At 57.2% G+C, this 19,321-nt stretch carries 19 protein-coding genes; 8 read left to right on the plus strand and 11 right to left on the minus strand.

Annotation, left to right across the window (positions count from 1 at the left end):
• Positions 1-84 precede the first annotated feature (84 nt).
• From gyrB to dnaA, 5 genes are all read right to left on the minus strand, one after another.
• Positions 85-2,139, minus strand: a complete 2,055-nt coding sequence (gene gyrB / locus HMPREF3153_RS00625; RefSeq protein WP_070419742.1) for a DNA topoisomerase (ATP-hydrolyzing) subunit B — start codon at positions 2,137-2,139, stop codon at positions 85-87.
• 135 nt (positions 2,140-2,274) lie between these two features.
• Complete coding sequence (locus HMPREF3153_RS00630) at positions 2,275-2,796, minus strand: DciA family protein (protein ID WP_046646496.1); 522 nt, start codon at positions 2,794-2,796, stop codon at positions 2,275-2,277.
• A complete protein-coding gene (gene recF, locus HMPREF3153_RS00635) occupies positions 2,789-3,967 on the minus strand; it encodes a DNA replication/repair protein RecF (protein WP_046646413.1) in 1,179 nt (392 codons plus the stop codon). The genes HMPREF3153_RS00630 and recF overlap by 8 nt, the downstream gene beginning before the upstream one ends.
• Positions 3,967-5,148 carry a DNA polymerase III subunit beta gene (gene dnaN / locus HMPREF3153_RS00640; RefSeq protein ID WP_005530690.1) on the minus strand — a complete coding sequence of 394 codons (1,182 nt, stop codon included), beginning with the start codon at positions 5,146-5,148 and terminating at the stop codon, positions 3,967-3,969. Before dnaN ends, recF begins: the two co-directional genes overlap by 1 nt.
• 593 nt (positions 5,149-5,741) lie before the next feature.
• Positions 5,742-7,355 (minus strand): chromosomal replication initiator protein DnaA, encoded by a 1,614-nt coding sequence (gene dnaA / locus HMPREF3153_RS00645; RefSeq protein WP_070419743.1) that lies wholly within the window; start codon positions 7,353-7,355, stop codon positions 5,742-5,744.
• Between the two features lie 611 nt (positions 7,356-7,966).
• Between dnaA and rpmH the strand changes: the two genes are divergently transcribed.
• The 8 genes from rpmH to HMPREF3153_RS00680 are packed head-to-tail and all read left to right on the plus strand — an operon-like array spanning position 7,967 to position 12,825.
• The gene (gene rpmH / locus HMPREF3153_RS00650) at positions 7,967-8,110 is read left to right on the plus strand and encodes a 50S ribosomal protein L34 (RefSeq protein WP_005530694.1); all 144 of its coding nucleotides are present in this window, start codon (positions 7,967-7,969) and stop codon (positions 8,108-8,110) included.
• 2 nt (positions 8,111-8,112) lie between these two features.
• On the plus strand, positions 8,113-8,472 hold the full coding sequence (rnpA, locus tag HMPREF3153_RS00655) for a ribonuclease P protein component (RefSeq protein ID WP_046646415.1): 360 nt from the start codon (positions 8,113-8,115) through the stop codon (positions 8,470-8,472).
• A 47-nt stretch (positions 8,473-8,519) separates the two neighbouring features.
• A complete protein-coding gene (gene yidD, locus HMPREF3153_RS12310; protein WP_005530697.1) occupies positions 8,520-8,735 on the plus strand; it encodes a membrane protein insertion efficiency factor YidD in 216 nt (71 codons plus the stop codon).
• 9 nt (positions 8,736-8,744) lie between these two features.
• A complete protein-coding gene (yidC, locus tag HMPREF3153_RS00660; RefSeq protein WP_082254366.1) occupies positions 8,745-9,737 on the plus strand; it encodes a membrane protein insertase YidC in 993 nt (330 codons plus the stop codon).
• 25 nt (positions 9,738-9,762) lie between these two features.
• Positions 9,763-10,371, plus strand: coding sequence for a 16S rRNA (guanine(527)-N(7))-methyltransferase RsmG (rsmG, locus tag HMPREF3153_RS00665; protein WP_034657290.1), 609 nt, complete (start codon positions 9,763-9,765; stop codon positions 10,369-10,371).
• A 10-nt stretch (positions 10,372-10,381) separates the two neighbouring features.
• Positions 10,382-11,230, plus strand: coding sequence for a ParA family protein (locus tag HMPREF3153_RS00670; protein WP_070419744.1), 849 nt, complete (start codon positions 10,382-10,384; stop codon positions 11,228-11,230).
• 6 nt (positions 11,231-11,236) lie between these two features.
• The gene (locus HMPREF3153_RS00675) at positions 11,237-12,250 is read left to right on the plus strand and encodes a ParB/RepB/Spo0J family partition protein (RefSeq protein WP_046646417.1); all 1,014 of its coding nucleotides are present in this window, start codon (positions 11,237-11,239) and stop codon (positions 12,248-12,250) included.
• Positions 12,250-12,825 carry a hypothetical protein gene (locus HMPREF3153_RS00680; protein ID WP_005530708.1) on the plus strand — a complete coding sequence of 192 codons (576 nt, stop codon included), beginning with the start codon at positions 12,250-12,252 and terminating at the stop codon, positions 12,823-12,825. The genes HMPREF3153_RS00675 and HMPREF3153_RS00680 overlap by 1 nt, the downstream gene beginning before the upstream one ends.
• 29 nt (positions 12,826-12,854) lie before the next feature.
• On the opposite strand, the gene HMPREF3153_RS00685 is transcribed toward HMPREF3153_RS00680, so the two are convergent.
• From HMPREF3153_RS00685 to HMPREF3153_RS00710, 6 genes are all read right to left on the minus strand, one after another.
• Positions 12,855-14,036, minus strand: coding sequence for an N-acetylmuramoyl-L-alanine amidase (locus HMPREF3153_RS00685; RefSeq protein WP_005530710.1), 1,182 nt, complete (start codon positions 14,034-14,036; stop codon positions 12,855-12,857).
• A gap of 61 nt (positions 14,037-14,097) precedes the next feature.
• On the minus strand, positions 14,098-14,427 hold the full coding sequence (trxA, locus tag HMPREF3153_RS00690) for a thioredoxin (RefSeq protein WP_005530712.1): 330 nt from the start codon (positions 14,425-14,427) through the stop codon (positions 14,098-14,100).
• A 6-nt stretch (positions 14,428-14,433) separates the two neighbouring features.
• Positions 14,434-15,360 carry a thioredoxin-disulfide reductase gene (gene trxB, locus HMPREF3153_RS00695; protein WP_070419745.1) on the minus strand — a complete coding sequence of 309 codons (927 nt, stop codon included), beginning with the start codon at positions 15,358-15,360 and terminating at the stop codon, positions 14,434-14,436.
• Positions 15,361-15,502: 142 nt separating this feature from the next.
• Complete coding sequence (locus HMPREF3153_RS00700; RefSeq protein ID WP_005530716.1) at positions 15,503-16,057, minus strand: sigma-70 family RNA polymerase sigma factor; 555 nt, start codon at positions 16,055-16,057, stop codon at positions 15,503-15,505.
• Positions 16,058-16,138: 81 nt separating this feature from the next.
• Positions 16,139-18,619 carry an aminopeptidase N gene (pepN, locus tag HMPREF3153_RS00705; protein WP_070419778.1) on the minus strand — a complete coding sequence of 827 codons (2,481 nt, stop codon included), beginning with the start codon at positions 18,617-18,619 and terminating at the stop codon, positions 16,139-16,141.
• Positions 18,620-18,729: 110 nt separating this feature from the next.
• The gene (locus HMPREF3153_RS00710; protein WP_070419746.1) at positions 18,730-19,257 is read right to left on the minus strand and encodes a YceI family protein; all 528 of its coding nucleotides are present in this window, start codon (positions 19,255-19,257) and stop codon (positions 18,730-18,732) included.
• Between the last annotated feature and the right edge of the window lie 64 nt (positions 19,258-19,321).

Genomic DNA, 19,321 nt, shown 5'->3' on the forward strand with positions numbered 1-19,321 from the left:
TAAAACAAGCTAAAGGCCTTGTAGATCATGTTTCTACAAGGCCTTTAGCTTTATCGGTCTGCGTGCAGGTCCGAACACCTAAAATTAAACGTCCAAGAAGCGAACGTCCTTCGCGCGGCGCGTAATGAAGGAACGGCGAGCCGAGACATCGTCACCCATGAGGATGGAGAAGAGCTCGTCAGCACGCTGCGCGTCTTCAAGGTCGACACGGCGCAGGATACGGGTGGACGGGTCGAGCGTGGTCTCCCACAGCTCGGACGCATTCATCTCGCCCAGACCCTTGTAACGCTGGATGCCGTCATCCTTGTTGATCTTGCGGTTGTTCTCCAGGCCCTCGGCGAGCAGCTTGTCGCGCTCGGCGTCGGAGAAGGCATAGCCCGGCTGGCCCTTTGCCCACTTGAGCTTGTACAGCGGCGGATTAGCCAAGTAGACGTGGCCATCCTCAACCAGCTGCGGCATGAAGCGGAAGAGCAGTGTCAGCAGCAGGGTTGCGATGTGCTGGCCGTCAACGTCGGCATCGGCCATCAGCACGATCTTGTTGTAGCGCAGCTTCTCAATGTCGAACTCTTCGTGGATACCGGTACCCAGAGCAGTAATGATTGCCTGGACCTCGGCGTTCTTCAGAACCTTGTCCATGCGGGCCTTCTCCACGTTCAGGATCTTGCCGCGCAGCGGCAAAATTGCCTGGAACATCGAATCACGGCCTGCCTTTGCGGAACCACCTGCGGAGTCACCCTCCACGATGTAAAGCTCCGAAATCTTCGGGTCCTTGGAACGGCAGTCAGCGAGCTTACCGGGCAGACCACCCAGGTCCGTTGCAGACTTGCGACGCACCATCTCACGGGCCTTACGTGCTGCAACACGTGCGTGCGCGGAGGAAACAGCCTTGTTGATGATGGCCTTTGCCTCAGCCGGGTTAGCATCGAACCAATCGTTGACGTGCTCGTTTACGGCACGCTGGACAAAGCCCTTGATCTCAGAGTTACCAAGCTTGGTCTTAGTCTGGCCCTCGAACTGTGGGTCACCGACCTTGACTGAGATGACTGCGGAGAGACCCTCACGGCAGTCCTCACCAGAAAGGTTGCCATCCTTTTCCTTGATGAGCTTGTGTTCCTTGGCGTAACGGTTCATCAAGGAGGTCAACGCAGCGCGGAAGCCCTCTTCGTGAGTACCGCCCTCATGGGTATTAATGGTGTTCGCAAAGGTATGAACGGATTCTTTGTAGCCCTGGTTCCACTGCAACGCCACCTCAACCTCGTGATCCTCGCCCTTGACATCGAAAGCCACGATGGTCGGGTGAATGGAGGTCTTGGTCTTGTTGAGGTGCTTTACGTAGTCAATCAGGCCGTCTGGGTAGTGGTAGACAACCTTCTTCTGCAGCTTCTTTGCCGGCTTTTCCTCGCTCGGACCATCAGCTTCAGCGTCAACGTCAATGTCATCGAAGGACTCAGCTTCGAGAGCGGTCTCACCAGACTCAGCATCGGCGATTGCCTCGAGCTCGAGCTGCTCCTTGGTCACGCGCTCGTCGATGAGCTCGATAGTCAGACCCTTGTTCAGGAAGGCCATCTCCTGGAGACGGCGAGCAATGGTCTGGTAGTCATACTCGGTGGTCTCGAAGATCTCTGGATCAGCCCAGAAACGGATGGTGGTACCCGTTCCGCGCGCGTTTCCGCCCTCGACCAGTTCATCAGGAATAGCGTTAGAGAAGTTCTGGTACCAGTGCTTTCCATCGCGCTTGATCTCTGCTTCGACGCGGGTCGACAGTGCGTTCACGACGGAGATACCGACACCGTGCAGACCACCGGAAACGGCATAGGAATCAGAGTCGAACTTACCGCCGGCGTGCAGCTGGGTCATAACAACCTGGACGGTTGGAGCACCGGTAGCGTGCATCTCAACAGGAATGCCACGGCCATCATCGATGACCTCGACGCCACCGTCAGCGAGCAGCTTGACGACGACCTTGGTGGCATAGCCAGCCATTGCCTCGTCCACCGAGTTATCTACAACCTCCCAAATGAGGTGGTGTAGACCGCGCACACCGGTAGAACCGATGTACATACCCGGGCGCTTGCGGACGGCCTCGAGGCCTTCCAGGATGGTAATTGAACCGGCATCATATGCGTGTTCTTCAGCCACGGAAACGTGTACTCCTTTTGGCTATAGCAAAATCTAAGACTTTAGCCATTCTACACGGTGTCCCCCTACTGAAGAGCACTCCACACCAGTCAGAGGGCGGAATTTAGCCCGATTTTTCGATCCGAGTTTTATAGCCTATCCGTAAGTATCTTGCGATCCTTGGGGCTTTACCCACTGCCGGCCTTGGTAGTTTCGATGCTGCTTTGGCCCCTGAATCCGCAGCTCAACGATGACATCGGGACCTAAGCGCTCCGCAATTTTCTTAAGGATCTGGCGCTGCAGATATCGCAGTTCGGTGGCCCAAACGGAAGCATCACAGGAAATATAAACCACTTTATCCTTGATGCGCTCGGGCTTTGTGTGGGCGGCGATCCGCTCCCCCACCAAATTGGTCCAGTTGCCCATGACCCATCCATCGGCAAGATCACTCTCCCAGCCACGGCGGGAGATTTCCTTGCTCAATGCGGCCCCGAGACTAGGGACGTCGAGGCTGCGGCGCAGGCGCCGGCCATCGGGTCCAGTGGGCCTTCCCACCTGATATTTCCGTTGCTCCTTGGGAGCCTCGACGTTCATCTTTGGCGCAGGTCTGTTGAGATTTGGCGCATTCTTGGAATTCGCGCGCACACGATCAAAGAAGTCCTTGACGGGATCAGTCATCGCCACTCACTTGGTCATCAACTTTTGAAATTTCAGAAATTCTGCCATCCTCGGTGTCTGTCACCGTGACCTCGTAGCGTACGATGGGTTCCAAGTTGCCCGGCAGATCTTCATCAACGGCAGCGGTAATTAACACTTGCTCGGCCTCTGCAGCAAGATGCACGAGCTTTTCCCTGCGCTTGGCGTCCAGCTCAGCGAAGACATCATCAAGGATGAGAATCGGGTCGGTTCCATCTTGACGCAACAGATTGAACTCGGCCAGGCGCAAAGAAATGGCATATGACCACGTCTCGCCGTGGCTGGCAAAGCCCTTGGCGGGTTGCGTACCAAGGTTCAACACCAGATCGTCGCGATGCGGCCCCACCAAGGAAACTCCGCGTTCGATCTCACGCTGCCTCTTAGCAGCAAGTTCTGTCAGCATCACGGCTTCCAGAACTTCCCGATCAGAAACATCGATGGTGGACTTGTACTCGATATGAGCCGGCCGCGACTCCGGCGCCAGACCTGCGTAGGCGGAAGGAATGAGTTCCGACAGGGCGTCGACAAGCGCCAAACGTGCCTCGATGACCTGCGCACCGAGACGTGCCAGCTGCGCATCCCACACGTCCAAGGTGGCTAAGGCCGAGGCACCATCGCTGTCCCCGTACCCACGACGCAAGCTTGACGACGCCGACTTCAGCAGCGCATTGCGCTGCTTCAAGACCTTGTCATAATCGGCCTTTACGCCTGCTAGACGCGGGGTGCGTGACGCAATGACGTTGTCCAAATAGGTGCGGCGCTCAGCGGGCTCGCCGCGCACGAGCGCAAGATCCTCCGGGGAGAACAACACGCTCTTAACCACGCCGAGTAACTCACGCGGACTCTTGAGCCGCGTGCGGTTGATCTGCGCTTGGTTGGCTGCATGCGGCTTGATGAGCAGATGGGCAGTCAGCTCTCGGCCCTGGTTTACGGCCGTCGTCGAAATGCGTGCATTTACTGCACTTTGTCGCACCAACGGCGCGTCATGGCTGACGCGGTGCGAGGACAAATGAGCTACGTATCCAATGGCCTCGACGATGTTGGTCTTGCCGTAGCCGTTGCGTCCGACGAACAACGTGATTCCCGGGCCGAGCTCAATGCTGAGCTCAGGCCACGAGCGAAAATCCCGGACGTCGAGTTCGCGGATGAACATTAACCTGGCAAGCGAACCGGCATGAGAAGGTAGGTGAAGTTAGTCTCCGGGGTTGGAAAGACTCCATCTTCATCTGCCAAAGGCATCTCTTCCGGCTCTGGGATCATGATGGCTGGGCGGGAAGGCTCGGTGAATCCGAAGACAACACGGTCGGTATGAACGACGGCCAAGCCGTCCTTCAGGTAACTCGGGTTGAAGGCGATGACGAATTCATCGCGGCCGGTGAAAGCGCATGGCAGGGTCTCATCGGCCTTACCGGAATCTGCACCAGCAGCCAGGGTGACCTGGCCTTCTGAGAACTCCATGCGGATCTGCGCGTTGCGGTCAGTCAGCAGGGACACACGGCGGATGGCTTCCTGCAGCGGCGCAACCTCGATGCTTGCCATAGCGGTGTGCGTCTTTGGCAGCAGCGGGGAGACGTTGGGGAAGTCTGCATCGAGCATGCGAGTGGTGGTTTCACGGTTGTCTGCGTGCAGACCGAACAGGCCTTCAGCGCCGATGTTCTCACCGGTACCCACCGCGATCTCAACCGGGATGTTGAGGTGAGTATCCAGGGAGCGGCCGGTGTCTTGCAAGGTCTTTGCAGGGACCAAGAGCTTGGCCTCGACGTCAGGTGAGGTGGGCTCCCATTCGAAGGTGCGCATGGCCAGGCGGAAACGGTCAGTGGCTGTCATTTCTACGTGAGAGCCGTGGATTTCCATGTGCACACCGGTGAGCATAGGCAGGGTGTCATCCTTGCCTGCTGCAGAGGCAACCTGGCTGATGGCCTCAACGAAGAGCTGTGGGTTCACCGTGCCGGTGACCTCTGGCAAGACTGGCAGCTGCGGGTAATCATCAAGCGGAATGACAGGCAGCTCGAAACGTGAAGAACCACAGGTCAGCAGCACCTTGGAGTCCTGCTGAGTCATCTCCACCTCCTTGTTCGGAAGAGAGGCAACGATGTCCGCGAGGAGTTTTCCTGCAACGGCGATGCGGCCTGGCTCATCGACCATGGCAGCGATGCGGACGCGGGTGGAAACCTCGTAATCAAAGCCCGTGAATTCCAAACCATTGTCATCCGCGGTGATCAGCATTGCGCGAAGCACTGGCTGCGTCACCTTGGAGGGCAGGCTGCGGGCTACCCAAGCAACTGCGTTGGCCAGATCATCCTTGGCAACACGAAATGACACAGATTGGTCCATGGTCTCGACGAGCTCCTTGCTGGGTTGTTGTGGTGAGGCGTTCTAACGCGGTGTTTTTGTAAGTCACAAAAGCTGTTTCCAACTTACCGCATAGCTCCGACACGACAGACTTTTGTAATTCACTCTTTGCTCCGGGCCTTGGGCCCAGCGGAGCGTCGAATTACACACATCCTCTTTTTACTTCATATATCAGAGAATTTAGTTAGTAGTAGTAATAACCGTTGTGAGATCTGTGGATAACCCTGTAAATGACAAGCTCTTTGCACTGATCAGCGTTGTGATCTGAGTTGTGGGATCTGTGTGATCAAATGACAAAAATTGTGAGTAACTGGGCGGGTGCCGGTTTTATCCACAACCTATCCCCAGAATTGTGGAATTTGATCACAGCACTGATCACAGGCTCCTGATCAGCGGGAATGCGTTGTGGAAAAGAAATTTGTGAGCAAGATCTACGAATTACAACAATGAAATTACACAACTGTGAATAACACTGTGGATAAAAAATAACCCGCCACCTAGGCAGGTGGCGGGCGGTTTTAAACAGAAGCTGGCGGTGAATACTCAACACCGAATACAGAACACCGATTACAGAACTAAGAGTGGCTGTGATTCTTGATGCGTTGGGTCAGCGCCTGGATCTCGTCGTAGGTATTGCGATTTTCTGTCATCTCCTTACGGATCTTGCGGTCCGCATAGATAACAGTGGTGTGGTCCTTGCCTCCGAATTGATCACCGATCTTGGGCAATGACAATTCAGTGAGCTCGCGGCACAGGTACATGGCGAGCTGACGCGCGTGCGCGACGGCGCGCTTCTTTCCAGCACCGCGCAGGGTCTCGACGTCGATATTGAAGTACTCTGCGGTGACCTCCATGATGGCGGTTGCTGTAATTTCGCGACCCGCGGAGTCCGGAGCGAGATCATGCAGAGCAATTTCTGCCATCTCCAAGCTGATCGGCTCGTTGACCAAGGAGGAATAAGCAGAGACGCGAATGAGCGCGCCTTCCAACTCACGAATCGAAGATTCAAAGCGCGAAGCAATCAGTTCGAGCACCGAGCGATCGACTTCCGTGCCATCCGCGGCAGCCTTCTTCATCAAAATCGCAATGCGCGTTTCGAGATCTGGCGGTTGGATGTCCGTGATGAGACCGCCCTCGAAGCGGGTACGCAGGCGATCCTCCAGGGTGGTCAGCTGCTTTGGCGGACGGTCGGAGGACAAGATGATTTGTTTGTTGGCCTGGTGCAACGCATTAAAGGTATGGAAGAACTCCTCTTGCGTGGACTCCTTGCCTTCCAAGAACTGAATGTCATCAACCATCAAGATGTCGAGGTTGCGGTAGCGGCGCTTGAATGACTCTTGGCGGTCATCTCGCAGGGAGTTGATGTAGTCGTTCGTAAATTCCTCGGAGGATACGTACTTCACGCGTAGGCCCGGATGCAGCAGCTGCGCGTAGTTTCCGGCAGCGTGTAAAAGGTGAGTCTTACCCAGGCCAGAACCGCCCCAAATGAACAATGGGTTATAGGCACGCGCAGGGTTCTCAGCCACGGCCACGGCCGCGCCATTGGCGAAGCGGTTTGAAGAACCAATAACGAAATTTTCGAAAGTGTGCTTCGGGTTCAGCGACTCTTCCCTATTGGGATCATGAGCCGGTGCCTCGCGCGGAATGCGGGCATTGGAGTGTTGTTGCTGGGTGTAGTGATTGGCAAGCTCATCCAAGCTGGCCGGAGCGTGGCTGGTTTGCCAGGCTGGTGGCTGTGTTTGGTTGGCTTCCTGCTGGATGGGACGCTGAACCTGCTGCTGGTTAGGTTGCGGCACAGAGTGCTGTCCATATTGCTGCGTCGAAGCAGATGACTGAAACGGCGCCTGGTTTTGAGGCTGGCTTTGAGTGCTGGCGGTGTCGTTAAGCGCTGCGTCATCCTCCGGGTTCGCCAGAGTTACAGCGAGTGAACATGGGCGACCCAAATGGCGTGCGAGGGCGCGGGAGATGTGTGGACCTAAGTCAGTCTCGATGACGGCTTTGGCCGTTTCGTTGTGTGCTGCCAGCAACGCATAACCATCCATCATCATGATGGGTCGCGCGAGCTGCAGGTACAGCCGCTGCGTGTGGTTAAAGTTCGGTACATCTGAGTTGGGTTTCTCAGATTGAGCGAGCAGGTCTTCGACTACTGCTCGCCAGCTGGCGTTAAGCACCGCTTGTTGATCAGACAAAGCGCCTACCTTGTGTGGCCCCTAGTGTGGGACCCTAGTTTGGACGGAGAAAATAACAGTGAATTTCACGGAAGTATCCACATTGGGATTTGCGGTACGACCTCGATCTCCACAGAGTTATCCACATGTGTGGATGAATTGTTTATCCACAGACTATCGGATAGCTGTGGATAACTCGCTATAGGGCACTTTAGGGTCTTTAGCTGCTAAAATGCAAAAAGTCTAAAGTACACATTTAGAGTTATTCACAGCCTGTGGGTGGCTGTGAAATTCGATTCTTTAGTTTTACCGCCGAGTTAGCGGGACTGTCTAACGCTTTTCGGCGCTTGCACGGCGTGAACTTAAAATGCAAGCCGCCGTATGTGCTCTGACCCCGCAAAGTAGCCGTTTAGCTGCAGATAAAAACATCTTTGTAATTTTGGGTACACCCGGGTGTCGATTTGTTCAAGGGTGCATTCGTCACGTAATCTGTCATGGTCTATCGCAACAAACCGATGTTGCGCGTGAGGGTGAACCCATCCGAGGGTTACTAACCACTCACACAACCATTCATCAGTGGGGCTCAGGAATTTACTTCCCGGAGCCCTGCGCACAACTTCAAGGAGATAATCGTGGCAAAGGGTAAGCGTACCTTCCAGCCCAACAACCGTCGTCGTGCTCGTAAGCACGGCTTCCGCACCCGCATGAGCACCCGTGCAGGTCGCGCAATCGTCGCAGCTCGTCGTAAGAAGGGCCGCGCAAAGCTGTCGGCATAATCGTGCTTCCAGCCCAGCATAAGCTCACCTCACCCGCGGAATTCCGCAGGACGATTAAGGGCGGGCGCCGGGCGGGTACACGCACTGTTGTTGTGCACTACCGCAACAATAAAAGCCAAGACTTAAGTCACGACATCGCAGCCTCTGGCCCGCGATTCGGACTTGTGGTCTCGAAAGCCGTCGGGAACGCAGTGGTTCGCCACCGCACCTCCCGGCGGCTTCGGCATGTGTGCATGTCGCTTTTCGATGCCCTCCCTCCCACCGCCGACATTGTCATCCGGGCGCTTCCTGCTAGCGCAGAGGCCTCTAGTGAGCAACTCGCAAAAGATATCCGCAAGGCACTGCGCAAATGGGATATCTAAATTCCTCCGGTGAGGAAATACCGCACGCGCATGGGGCGGCAAAACCGATGGTGAAGGCGGTGCGCTTCTACCAAAAGTATCTGTCACCCCTTAAGATGGTTTCCACCTGTCGTTTTGAACCGACATGCAGTGCCTATGCCCTTGAAGCACTCTCCGTTCACGGAGCTTTCAAAGGCACCGGCATGGCCATCGCTAGGGTCTGCAAATGCGGCCCTTGGCATCCGGGAGGATTTGATCCTGTACCCGGCACGAACAACAACTGAGGAAAATCCTTGCTTAATTTCATCTACTGGCCAATCTCGGCCGTCCTCTGGTTCTGGCACTGGCTGTTGAGCTTCGTGATGGATCCCGCCCAGGGCATCACGTGGATTCTCTCCATTGTCTTGCTGACGTGGACACTGAAGGCTGTGATGGTCAAGCCAACCATTACCCAGCTGCGCTCGTCCCGCAAGATGCAGGAAATCCAGCCGCAAATCCAGGAGCTGCGTACCAAGTACGCGAATGACCAGACCAAGGCTGCGCAGGAGATGCAGCGCATCTACAAGGAATCTGGCGTTCGCCCGATGGCAGGCTGCCTACCGGTCTTCGCTCAGATCCCAATGTTCATCGGTCTGTTCCATGTTCTGCGCTCCTTCGACCGCACCATTCAGACTGCGGGTGGCATCGGTCACCCAGCTGGTGAGCCAATGTCGGTGGAGGCTAACGCGAACACTGCGAACTACATCTTCAAGCCGGAATTGGTGCAGCAGTTCCTAGACGCCAAGATCTTTGGTGTTCCGCTGATTACTAACTTGCGCGTGAACTCGCCGATTCTGGATCAGCAGGGCATCACGATGTCGCAGGCAGCGGTCATCATCGTTCCTTTGATTGTCATCATTGCGGTTTTGACCCACTTCAATGCCCGTATGTCGCTCAACCGCCAGGAGGCACGCCGTGCTTCCGGTAAGACTGCCGCCCCGCAGGGTCAGAACGCGGAGATGATGCAGCAGCAGATGGCCATCATGAACAAGATGATGCTCTGGGTCATGCCAGGCATGCTGGTCTTCTCCGGTGCTATTTGGCCTATTGGCTTGCTGTTCTACATGTTGGCCAACACCGTGTGGACCTTCTTCCAGACGCGCATCGTGTACAAGAAGATGGACGAGGAAGAAGAGCGCGAGCTGGCTGCTAAGGCTGAGCTTAAGCGCACCTCTGCTCCTAAGCCGGGCGTTCGCAAGAAGGACAACCGCACCAAGAAGCAGCGCAAGAACAGCAACAACAACTAAACACAACCTCACACAGGAGTTTTAAGTGTCCGAATTGGACCCGTCTGAAGTATTTGGCTCCCGTCTGCACCTCGCGCAGACTTACCACGATTCACTCGCTACAGACGGGTCCATTCGTGGTTTTATGGGCCCCCGCGAAGTGCCTCGCCTATGGGATCGCCACATCCTGAATTGCGCCGTGATCGGCGAAGTGATGCCGGAAGGCGCCCGCGTCATCGACGTCGGAAGTGGCGCAGGCCTGCCTGGCATCCCACTGGCTATCGCCCGCCCAGATCTCGACATCACTTTGATTGAGCCACTCCTCAAGCGTTCTAATTACCTCTTAGAGGTCAAGGAGATGCTCGGGCTCGACAACGTCACCGTTATCCGTGGCCGCGCCGAGGAAGGCCCTGTGAAGAAGGCTGTGAAGGGTGCTGACATCGTTACCTCCCGCGCAGTTGCTCCGCTGGGCAAGCTCGCCAAGTGGTCTCTGCCGTTGGTGAAGATTGGCGGCGAGATGATTGCACTCAAGGGTTCCTCGGTTCATGAGGAGCTGGAGCGTGACGCTGCTGACATCAAACGCGCGGGCGGCGGAAAAGCCGAGGTCACAACCATTAAGGGCACGACTATCATCCGTGTCCCTCGCGTGAACTAGAGTAGACGGCATGACTAAACCACGTCTTATCACCATCGCGAATCAGAAGGGCGGCGTCGGCAAGACCACGTCGGCTGTCAATCTTGCCGCGGCACTTGCTGAAGCCGGCAAGAAAGTGTTGGTGATCGACCTGGACCCGCAGGGCAATGCCTCCACTGCCGTGGGTGCTGCTCATACCTCGGGCACTGACTCTAGCTATGAGGTACTTCTCGGGGACCGCACCGCGGAACAGGCTATGCAGTCCTCCCCCGGCAGCCCTAACCTCTTCTGCATCCCAGCCACGATTGACTTGGCGGGTGCTGAGATCGAAATGGTTTCCTTGGTACGTCGTGAGTTCCGTCTTTATGATGCGCTGCACAAGGGCTTCCTTGAGGAGCATGGCTTCGAATACGTTTTCATCGATTGCCCGCCTTCCCTCGGCTTGCTCACCATCAACGCAATGACGTGTGCCGAAGAGGTCATCATTCCTATTCAGTGTGAGTACTACGCCTTGGAGGGGGTGGGCCAGCTGTTGGGTAACATCTCCATGATTCGTGAGCACCTCAACGAGGAGCTACACATCTCCGCGGTATTACTCACCATGTATGACGCTCGCACGAAGTTGGCCGAGCAAGTGGCCAGTGAAGTGCGCGAACAGTTCGGTGCCGTAGTTCTTGGTAATGTAATTCCGCGTTCGGTGCGTGTGTCCGAGGCACCAGGTTATGGCAAGACGGTTATTCAATATGACCCATCTTCCACCGGTGCGCGAGCTTATTCGGCGGCGGCCCGGGAACTGAATTCCCGCGGTGATTATCGCCCACACCCCACCACTGGCGCCATTGGTGTTAGCCCAGAGATTTACGCGGAATTGGAAGGATAATAAAGCATGGCAGAACATAAGCAAGGTGGACTCGGTAAAGGTCTGGCAGCTCTTATTCCTTCCGGCCCTGATGCACCCTCCCGTAAGCCGCGCCTGGGCAACGACGCTGCTGACATCATCCTTGGTGCTGCTACCGGCGGTCCAGCTGGTGATAAGCGCCGCGTGAAGGGTGCTCCGACTATCCAGCAGTCCAACTCCAAAAAGCGTCAGGCCAAGCCTTCCGTCATCGGAGCCACCTACCGTGAGATTGCGGTCGGTGACATCATTCCGAACCCTAAGCAGCCACGTACCGTCTTTGACGAAGAGGGCCTCGCAGAGCTTGTTCACTCCATTAAGGAGTTTGGTCTCCTGCAGCCGGTCGTTGTGCGCCCGGCTGATGAGGGCGGCTTCGAGCTCATCATGGGTGAGCGCCGTTGGCGTGCATCCTCCAAGGCAGGGCTTGCAACCATCCCGGCGATTGTCCGCGACACCAAGGATGACGACCTCCTGCGTGATGCGTTGCTGGAGAACATCCACCGCGTTCAGCTGAACCCGCTGGAAGAGGCGCATGCCTACCAACAGTTGCTGGAAGAGTTCGGTGTCACCCAGAACGAGCTGGCTGATCGCATTGGCCGTTCCCGCCCGCAGGTGACCAACATGATTCGCCTGCTCAAGCTTCCGGTCAACGTCCAAAAGCGCGTTGCGGCCGGCACCTTGTCGGGCGGCCACGCCCGTGCAATTCTTGGTCTTCCGGACACCGAGGCCATGGAGATCGTGGCTAACCGCGTCATCGCAGAGGGCCTCTCCGTGCGCGCTACGGAGGAGGCTGTAACCCTCTACAAGAAGGGCGAGAAGCCACAGCAGGAAAGGAAGCCTGCTGCTGCCCAGCCGCAATACTTCACCGACTCTGCTGAGCGTCTTTCCGATCGCTTTGACACCAAGGTCACCGTGACCATGGGTAAGCGTAAGGGCAAGATGGTCGTGGAGTTCGGAGATCAGGAAGACTTTGAGCGCATCCTCGCGCTCATCGAGGGCAAGTAATGCTGGTCGAGTCCGTCAAGGAAGGGGTGACCATCAACCCCTTGGCGGCTCGCTCTGTTTTCTGGGAGCTCAAAACTGCCGTCGTTGATCCGGCCTTTGAGAAGGAGGCTTGGATCTCGGCGATGCTGCTCAGCCACGGCGACTGTGGACTTACCGTTGGCGATGAAGCCACGGTGTTCTTTTGCCCTTCTGAGTACGCACCAGGTGCCGCGAAACTTCCTTCCTCACCGGTATCTGAGGATGCGGCTATTTTGTCCTCGTTGTTTGTGAAATCGCACCGTGCGGCGCGGGGTTTAGAAGCAGTGCTTCTCGACGCCGCGGTGATGAACCTTACCTCGCGCGATTTCAGCGCTGTCGAGGCTTTTGGCTACCGCGACGCCAAGGAGGCGGAGTTCCTCCTACGCGAAAAACCCGCCTTCATCGGGTTGCTTCCAGTGGAAACACTCGAATCAGCGGGTTTCATGGTGGTGCAAGACCACCCAATTACGCCTCGTCTGCGCCTTGATCTCCCACCAGCATTCGATCTGCTTTCGGATGCGGCAGTGGAAGATATGCTGGCTAGGGCCTTGGCCTAAGCCCTTGGCCCGCGTTGGCCAAAGGAGGCTTAGGCCTTCTCGGCGCGCAGTAGTTCGTCGAACTTGTAGGTGCCTGTTACTGCGGTGTCCTCATCCAACAGGTAGAGACGTTTAACGGAAACAACGATTGCCTCCGCGATGTCATCTCGCATGTGTGGGTTGGTCAAGATAGCCACGTCACCTGGGTTGGTGAGGTAGCCCATGACAACCTGCACAACCGGCATCTGAGTAAGACGCAACAGATCCCATGTGCGACCGTGGTTCCAGCAGTTCTGCAACGGCGTACGTGCGACAATCTCACGCTGGATGAAGCCGGAGAGGGTCTCACCGATCAGTGAGGAGTTGCCCTGCTCTGATCCGAAGTAGAAGGTCGCAACACCGTTAGCTTTGTCATTTTGGTAGCTGTCGCAAGCCAAAGAAATAACAAGATCAGCGCCGAAAGCGTTGGCCAGCTCAGCGCGGTCCTTAGTGGTGGGGTTATCCGTGCGAGGACGGGAGATGATGGTCTCCATGCCCGCGGCAATCATACGGCCGGCGACGCGCTCGGCAAGATCCCACAAGAGGTCTTCCTCGCTGATTTCACCAAAGCGCCCTTTAACGCGTTGGCCTTTGTCCGCACCGCCGAGCGCAGGATCGATGACCACTCGCTTGCCGGCCAACTTTGGGCCAGCGTTGCGAACTCGCTCGCGCTCCTGAATGTTGTGTGCAGAACCGCCCGTGATGCGGCGCCCCAACAGGCTCAACGCATTGATGGTCGTGGGGCCGCAGACACCATCATTTTGCAGCCCGTAGTTCAATTGGTATTCAGCCAGCGCCGCGTGAGTGTCTGGGCCGAAGTGACCGTCCACACGCTGTTGATAAAAGCCAAGCTCCTGGAGCTGCTGTTGGAGTTGCGCGACATCGTCACCAACCTGAACGTTGCCCGGCTCGTACGCCAGTACGCGTGCACCAAGGGTATAAGACGCTTGGCGCAGCTCACGAAGGGTGAGATCATCAATGACGCCGCTGGGCACTATGCCGCGGGACTGCTGGAAGGCCTTGATGACCTCGGATAGTTCGGCGTCAAAGATTTTGTCTGACTCGGAGTACTTTTGCTGTTTCCAGTCGGACAGAGTTCCCTGGTAATCCTTCATGAGGCCGAGGCGGGCGAGGGTTGCACGTGCCTCAGCGACTCGGACACTTTGGTCGCCAATGTGAAGGACGCGATTCACACCTACCCCTTTCTCGTGTTAATACTGTGCGTCCTGAGACGCATGTGAATAAGGCTACCAGCTAGAGCTGCTTTTGAATCTGCGCCACGATGTCAGACTTCGAACGAAGTCCAACAAATTCGTCGACCTTCTCACCGTTGCGGAAAATCAGCACGGAAGGGATCGACATGATCTGGAACATGGCGCCAAGAGTGCGCTCTTCATCGACGTTGACCTTGACGACCTTGACGTCGTCACCAAGCTCGCCCGCGACATCATCGAGGATTGGTGAAAGCTTCTTGCAAGGGCCACACCATTCAGCCCAAAAGTCAACGACGACAGGCTTGGAGGCGGAGGACTCGATTACTTCGGTACGGAAGGAGTCGGTAGTTACGTTTTTTACGTTGCTCATGAATGTTTAACGGCTTTCTGCGAGGAAATGTTCAGCATCGATGGCTGCGCGGCAGCCGGAGCCTGCTGCGGTAATAGCCTGCTGGTAGTGGTCATCGACCAAGTCGCCGCAGGCAAAGACACCCGGAAGGTTGGTCTTGGTGGAAGGCTGATCAACAACGACGTAGCCGCCTTCGTTGAGCGCGACTTGGCCTTCAAGGAAGGCGGAGCGCGGATCGTGGCCAATGGCAACGAACATGGCGGTTACGTCCAGCGTCGAAACCTCACCCGTGATTGCGTCCTTGATCTCGAGCCCGGCGACCTTGCCTTCGCCCTCGATCACACGCTCCACTGTCTTATTCGTAGCCCACTTGATCTGTGGATTGGCCTTTGCACGCTCCAGCATGATCTTGGAAGCGCGGAAGTTCTCAGAGCGATGGATGATGGTGACGGTCTCGGCGAACTTGGTGAGGAAGGTTGCTTCCTCCATTGCGGAGTCGCCGCCGCCCACAACGGCGATGTTGTGGCCCTTGAAGAAGAAGCCGTCGCAGGTAGCGCAGGCGGAAACGCCACGGCCGGAAAGCTCTGCCTCGCCTGGAATGTCCAGGTAGCGTGGAGCGGCGCCGGTGGCGAGGATGACGGCGCGGGCCTCAAAGACCTCGTCGCCTACGTGCAGCTTCTTGATCTCGCCTTCGAGCTCGACCGAGTCAACAACCTCCATTCGCAGGTCAGCGCCGAAGCGGATTGCCTGGGAGCGCATTTCCTCCATGAGCTCTGGGCCCATGATGCCCTTCTGAAAGCCTGGGTAGTTCTCCACCTCGGTGGTGTTCATGAGCTCGCCGCCGTACTCGAAACCCTCGAATACGATCGGCTTGAGCTCAGCGCGCGCGGCATAAAGCGCAGCGGTGTAACCGGCAGGGCCGGAGCCTACGATGGCGACATCGTGGACGGTCATTTAAATAACTCCCTTGCAATGTACTGCTGGATCAACCCCACAGATCCTACCCGCGCTACGTTAAATTACGGGTATCAGAAACGGGGTTGATGCTTAAACGTGACCTCTCATTCAACGAGAGGTCAGGGAGCGTTATTCCTTTTTAAGTATTTGCTCCCTGCAGCATTGCTTCTCGAAGCGCTCGCCGCGCCCGTGCGCGGCGGGACTTAATGGTGCCGGGAGCGACTCCCTGGAAAGCAGCTACTTCGGCGATGGCGTAGCCCTCGACGTCGGTCCAATACAGGGCCTCGCGGTGGTCTTTGTGGAGAAGCTCCATGGCCTCCCGGACGGCCAGTGTGTCCTCGAGGTTCTCGTTGGGGTTGTGAGCCAAGAGATGATTTCTGTCATCTTCGACAAAGTCCACGTCCAGCGAAGCATTTTCGCGGTTGGCTCGGTGGTTGAGGAAGTCATATCCCGAATTCATCACCAAACGGTGCAGCCATGTAGATAACGCGGATTCCCTGCGGTATTTGTGCAGGTTGCAGCTTGCGCGCAAGAGTGCTTCTTGGAGTACATCCTGCGCATCGGTGTCGTTGTGCGTATAGCGTCGTGCCACCATGGTCAGCCTGGCACGGTGTCTTTCCACGATGAGCGAAAAGGCTTTGTTATCCCCTGCTATGAATGCGTCAACAAGTTCGTGATCACTGCGATCAGCCATGTAGATTCCCCCCGGATCAACAAGTACTTAAACCTGTTTTATCCGAGGGGTTCTACCGGACGCTAGCGAAGAGTGTCTACTCTATTGACCATTTTTCACGCGCAAGGTGCGGCGCAGGTGATCCTGGCACTCCAGCAGCACGCGGCGCAGCGCACGCGGACGCTCCTCGCGCAGGAATTCGTCGGTGGCGGCATCGGCCATCTCGAGCTCCGGGTAAAGGCCGCGGACCAGGCGATTGGCGATCTCGATCGGATGCTCCTGCCAGATCTTGTCGAGTACCTGGAAGAACTCCTCCGCAAATGGCTCGGTGAGGTGCTTCGAACGCGGCGCATTGAATGCGGCGAGCAAGGAATCCACCTCTGCGTTGGAGTAGGCACCCGGCTCGCGGACCATGTCGAAGACCTCGCGCTTGCAGCCCGGGAAGGAGCGGGAAACGCCCAGGTAAGCAGCTGCACCGGTCAAAGTGTTGTCGCGCTCCTTCTCGGCGTCGAGTTCTTCCTGGGAGACCGCTTCGCGTGCCGCGAGCGCACGCAGCACCGCCCAGCGGATGTCGGGATCGGTGGCGTCGTCAAGCACTGCGCGCAAACGGTCGTTGCCCGGCTCCGGGGTACTACCCAGCGCATTGATAGCGGCGCGGGTCAGCAGCAAGTGCGTATCCGTGCCCTTCTCCGCTTGCTGCAGCAGCTCCCAGATCTGGGTGGCATAATCCGGGGACTCCGGAAGGTAGTGGTTGACCGCGAATTGGGCGTTGGACAAAGCAGTGGTGAGCAGGGAGGGAGCCTCCCCTACGGCGTGCTTAAGCACGGTGTCGACGTAGTTTTGGGCCGGCCACTCGCCATCGCGGGTGAGGTTCCACAGGGAAGTCCAGATGACCGCGCGGGAGAGCTCGTCATCAATATCAGAGAGCTTGTCCTGGATGGTCTGCAAGGAGGTCTCGTCGAAGCGCACCTTGGCGTAGGTGTGGTCGCCGTCGTTAAGCAGCAACAGCGCCGGTGCCTGCAGGCCGGAAGCCTCGTCGACAATCGTGCGCGGGCCAGCGACATCGATGTCGAGGACTGCGTACTTGTGCAGGGAGGCGTCGAAAAGCGCAGCGTTCAAGCGGTGCGGACGCGTGCGGTCTTCTGCCTCGGCGAGGATCGCCAGCTCGGTGATCTTGTCACCCTCAACGTGCAGCTCCGGCGCCAGGGTGTCCGGGCCCCAAGTCTTGAGCCATGCGGTGGACCAGGCATCCAGGTCGCGGTCGGTGTGTTGCTTGAGGGCGCTGAGCAGATCGTCGAAGGTCGCGGCCGCAAAAGCATGGTTACGGAAGTAGTCGCGGGCGCCGGCGTAGAAGTTCGCGCGGCCCACGTAATGCACCAGCTGCTTGAGCACCGAAGCGCCCTTGGCGTAGGTGATGCCGTCGAAGTTTTGGCGGGCGGCGTCAACGTCAGGGATGTCTGCCTTGATGGGGTGCGTGGTGGGCAGCTGATCCTGCAGGTACGCCCAGTTCTTGCGCTGACCTGCAAAGTTGGTCCATGCCTCGATGTACGCGGTGGCCTCGACGGAAGAATCTGCGCCCATGAACTCGGCGAAGGATTCCTTGAGCCATAGGTCATCCCACCACTGCGGGGTGACGAGATCGCCGAACCACATGTGGGACATCTCGTGAAGGATGGTGTTCGTGCGGCCCGCGCGCTGCGCACGGGTAGCGCGGGAGCGGAAAAGATAGGACTCGGTGAAGGTCACGAGGCCTGGGTTCTCCATGGCGCCGAGGTTGTACTCGGGAACGAAGATGGAGTCATACTTGCCCCACGGGTACGGGAACTTGTAGGCCTCGTCGAAGAAATCCATACCCTGAGCGGTGATTTCCAGGATCTCGTCATCGAGGTAGCCCTCCATCGAGGCGCGCGCGAAGGCGCGGAGCTCGATGTCGCGCCAGGTGCGCGTCTTAACAATGTAGGGACCGGCGGCAAAGGAGGTTAGGTAGGTGGATAGCAGTGGGGTCTCGTTGAACTCCACGGTTACAGCGTTCGCGGCAGTTGCGTTTTCCGCTGCTTGGCGACGCACCTCCGGCTGATTGGAGAGCACTTGCCAACCCTCTGGCGCGGTGATGGTGGTGTAGAAGACCGCCTTGAGATCCGGCTGGTCAAAGCACGGGAAGATGCGTCGGGCATCGGATGGCTCCAAGTGGGAGTACAGGTAGGTGTTGCCGTCCGCGTTGTCCACCATGCGGTGCATGCCTTGGCCGGTGCGGGAGAACGCAGAGACACCTTGGATCTCCACGGTGATCTCTTCTCCCACCGGCAGCTCGTGGAGGTATATGCGATTGTCGTGGAAGTCGACCTCTACGTCCTCGCCCTGCACAGCGACCCTCGTAACCTGCTCGCCGAGGTAGTCCACGAAGAGCTCGGGCTCCTGGGTGCTAAAGGTGATTCGGGAGGTTACAGGGAAGGTCAGGTTGTCTTGTGCTCCCGAAACATCGAGGTGGAGATGGTAGGAGCTGAGATCGATCGCCTGGGTGCGGGCGATGGCTTCAGCATGCGTGAGGCTGCCAGCCTGGTGAGAAGAGTTCGAGTTAGACATGACGGTCATTTTAGAACCTGGCTGTGGCAGTGGCTAGCACCTGGCTGCATACGAAAAACGCCCCAGGTTTTCCTGGGGCGTTGCGCGTTAGCAGCAGTGTGCTGTGTGAATTACTGCTTGATTGCAGAGACCTCGAGCTCGATCTTGATCTCCTCGGAGACCAGGACGCCGCCGGTCTTCAGCGGTGCGTTGAAGTCGATGCCGTAATCAAGACGGTTGATCTTGGTGGTTGCCTCGAAGCCGAAGCGGGTGTTGCCGAAAGGATCCTCAGCGAGGCCCTCGGTCTCAACGTCCAGGGTGACCGGCTTGGTAACGCCCTTGATGGTGAGATCGCCGGTAACGGTGCCGTTGCCAGCCTCGTCAACGTCGAAGGAGGTAGCGGTGAAGGTCAGCTCCGGGTACTTCTCTACTGCGAAGAAGTCGTCGCCCTTAACGTGGCCGTCGCGGTCATCGTTGCCGGTGTTGATGGAAGCGGACTCGATGGTGACGTCAGCCTTGGAATCAGCGATGTTCTCTGCAACGGTGATGGTGCCCTCGAAGTCCTCGAACTTGCCGCGGGTCTTGGTAACCATTGCGTGGCGAGCAACGAAGCCGATGGTGGTGTGTGCTGGGTCGAGTACGTAGGTACCGGCAATCATGATGTTCTCCTAAAAAATTCTGCTTTGTCTGTGACGGCGAGTTCCGGAAACGAGTTCTTGAAGC

The sequence above is a fragment of the Corynebacterium sp. HMSC06C06 genome (assembly GCF_001807295.1).
Classification (GTDB): domain Bacteria; phylum Actinomycetota; class Actinomycetes; order Mycobacteriales; family Mycobacteriaceae; genus Corynebacterium; species Corynebacterium striatum.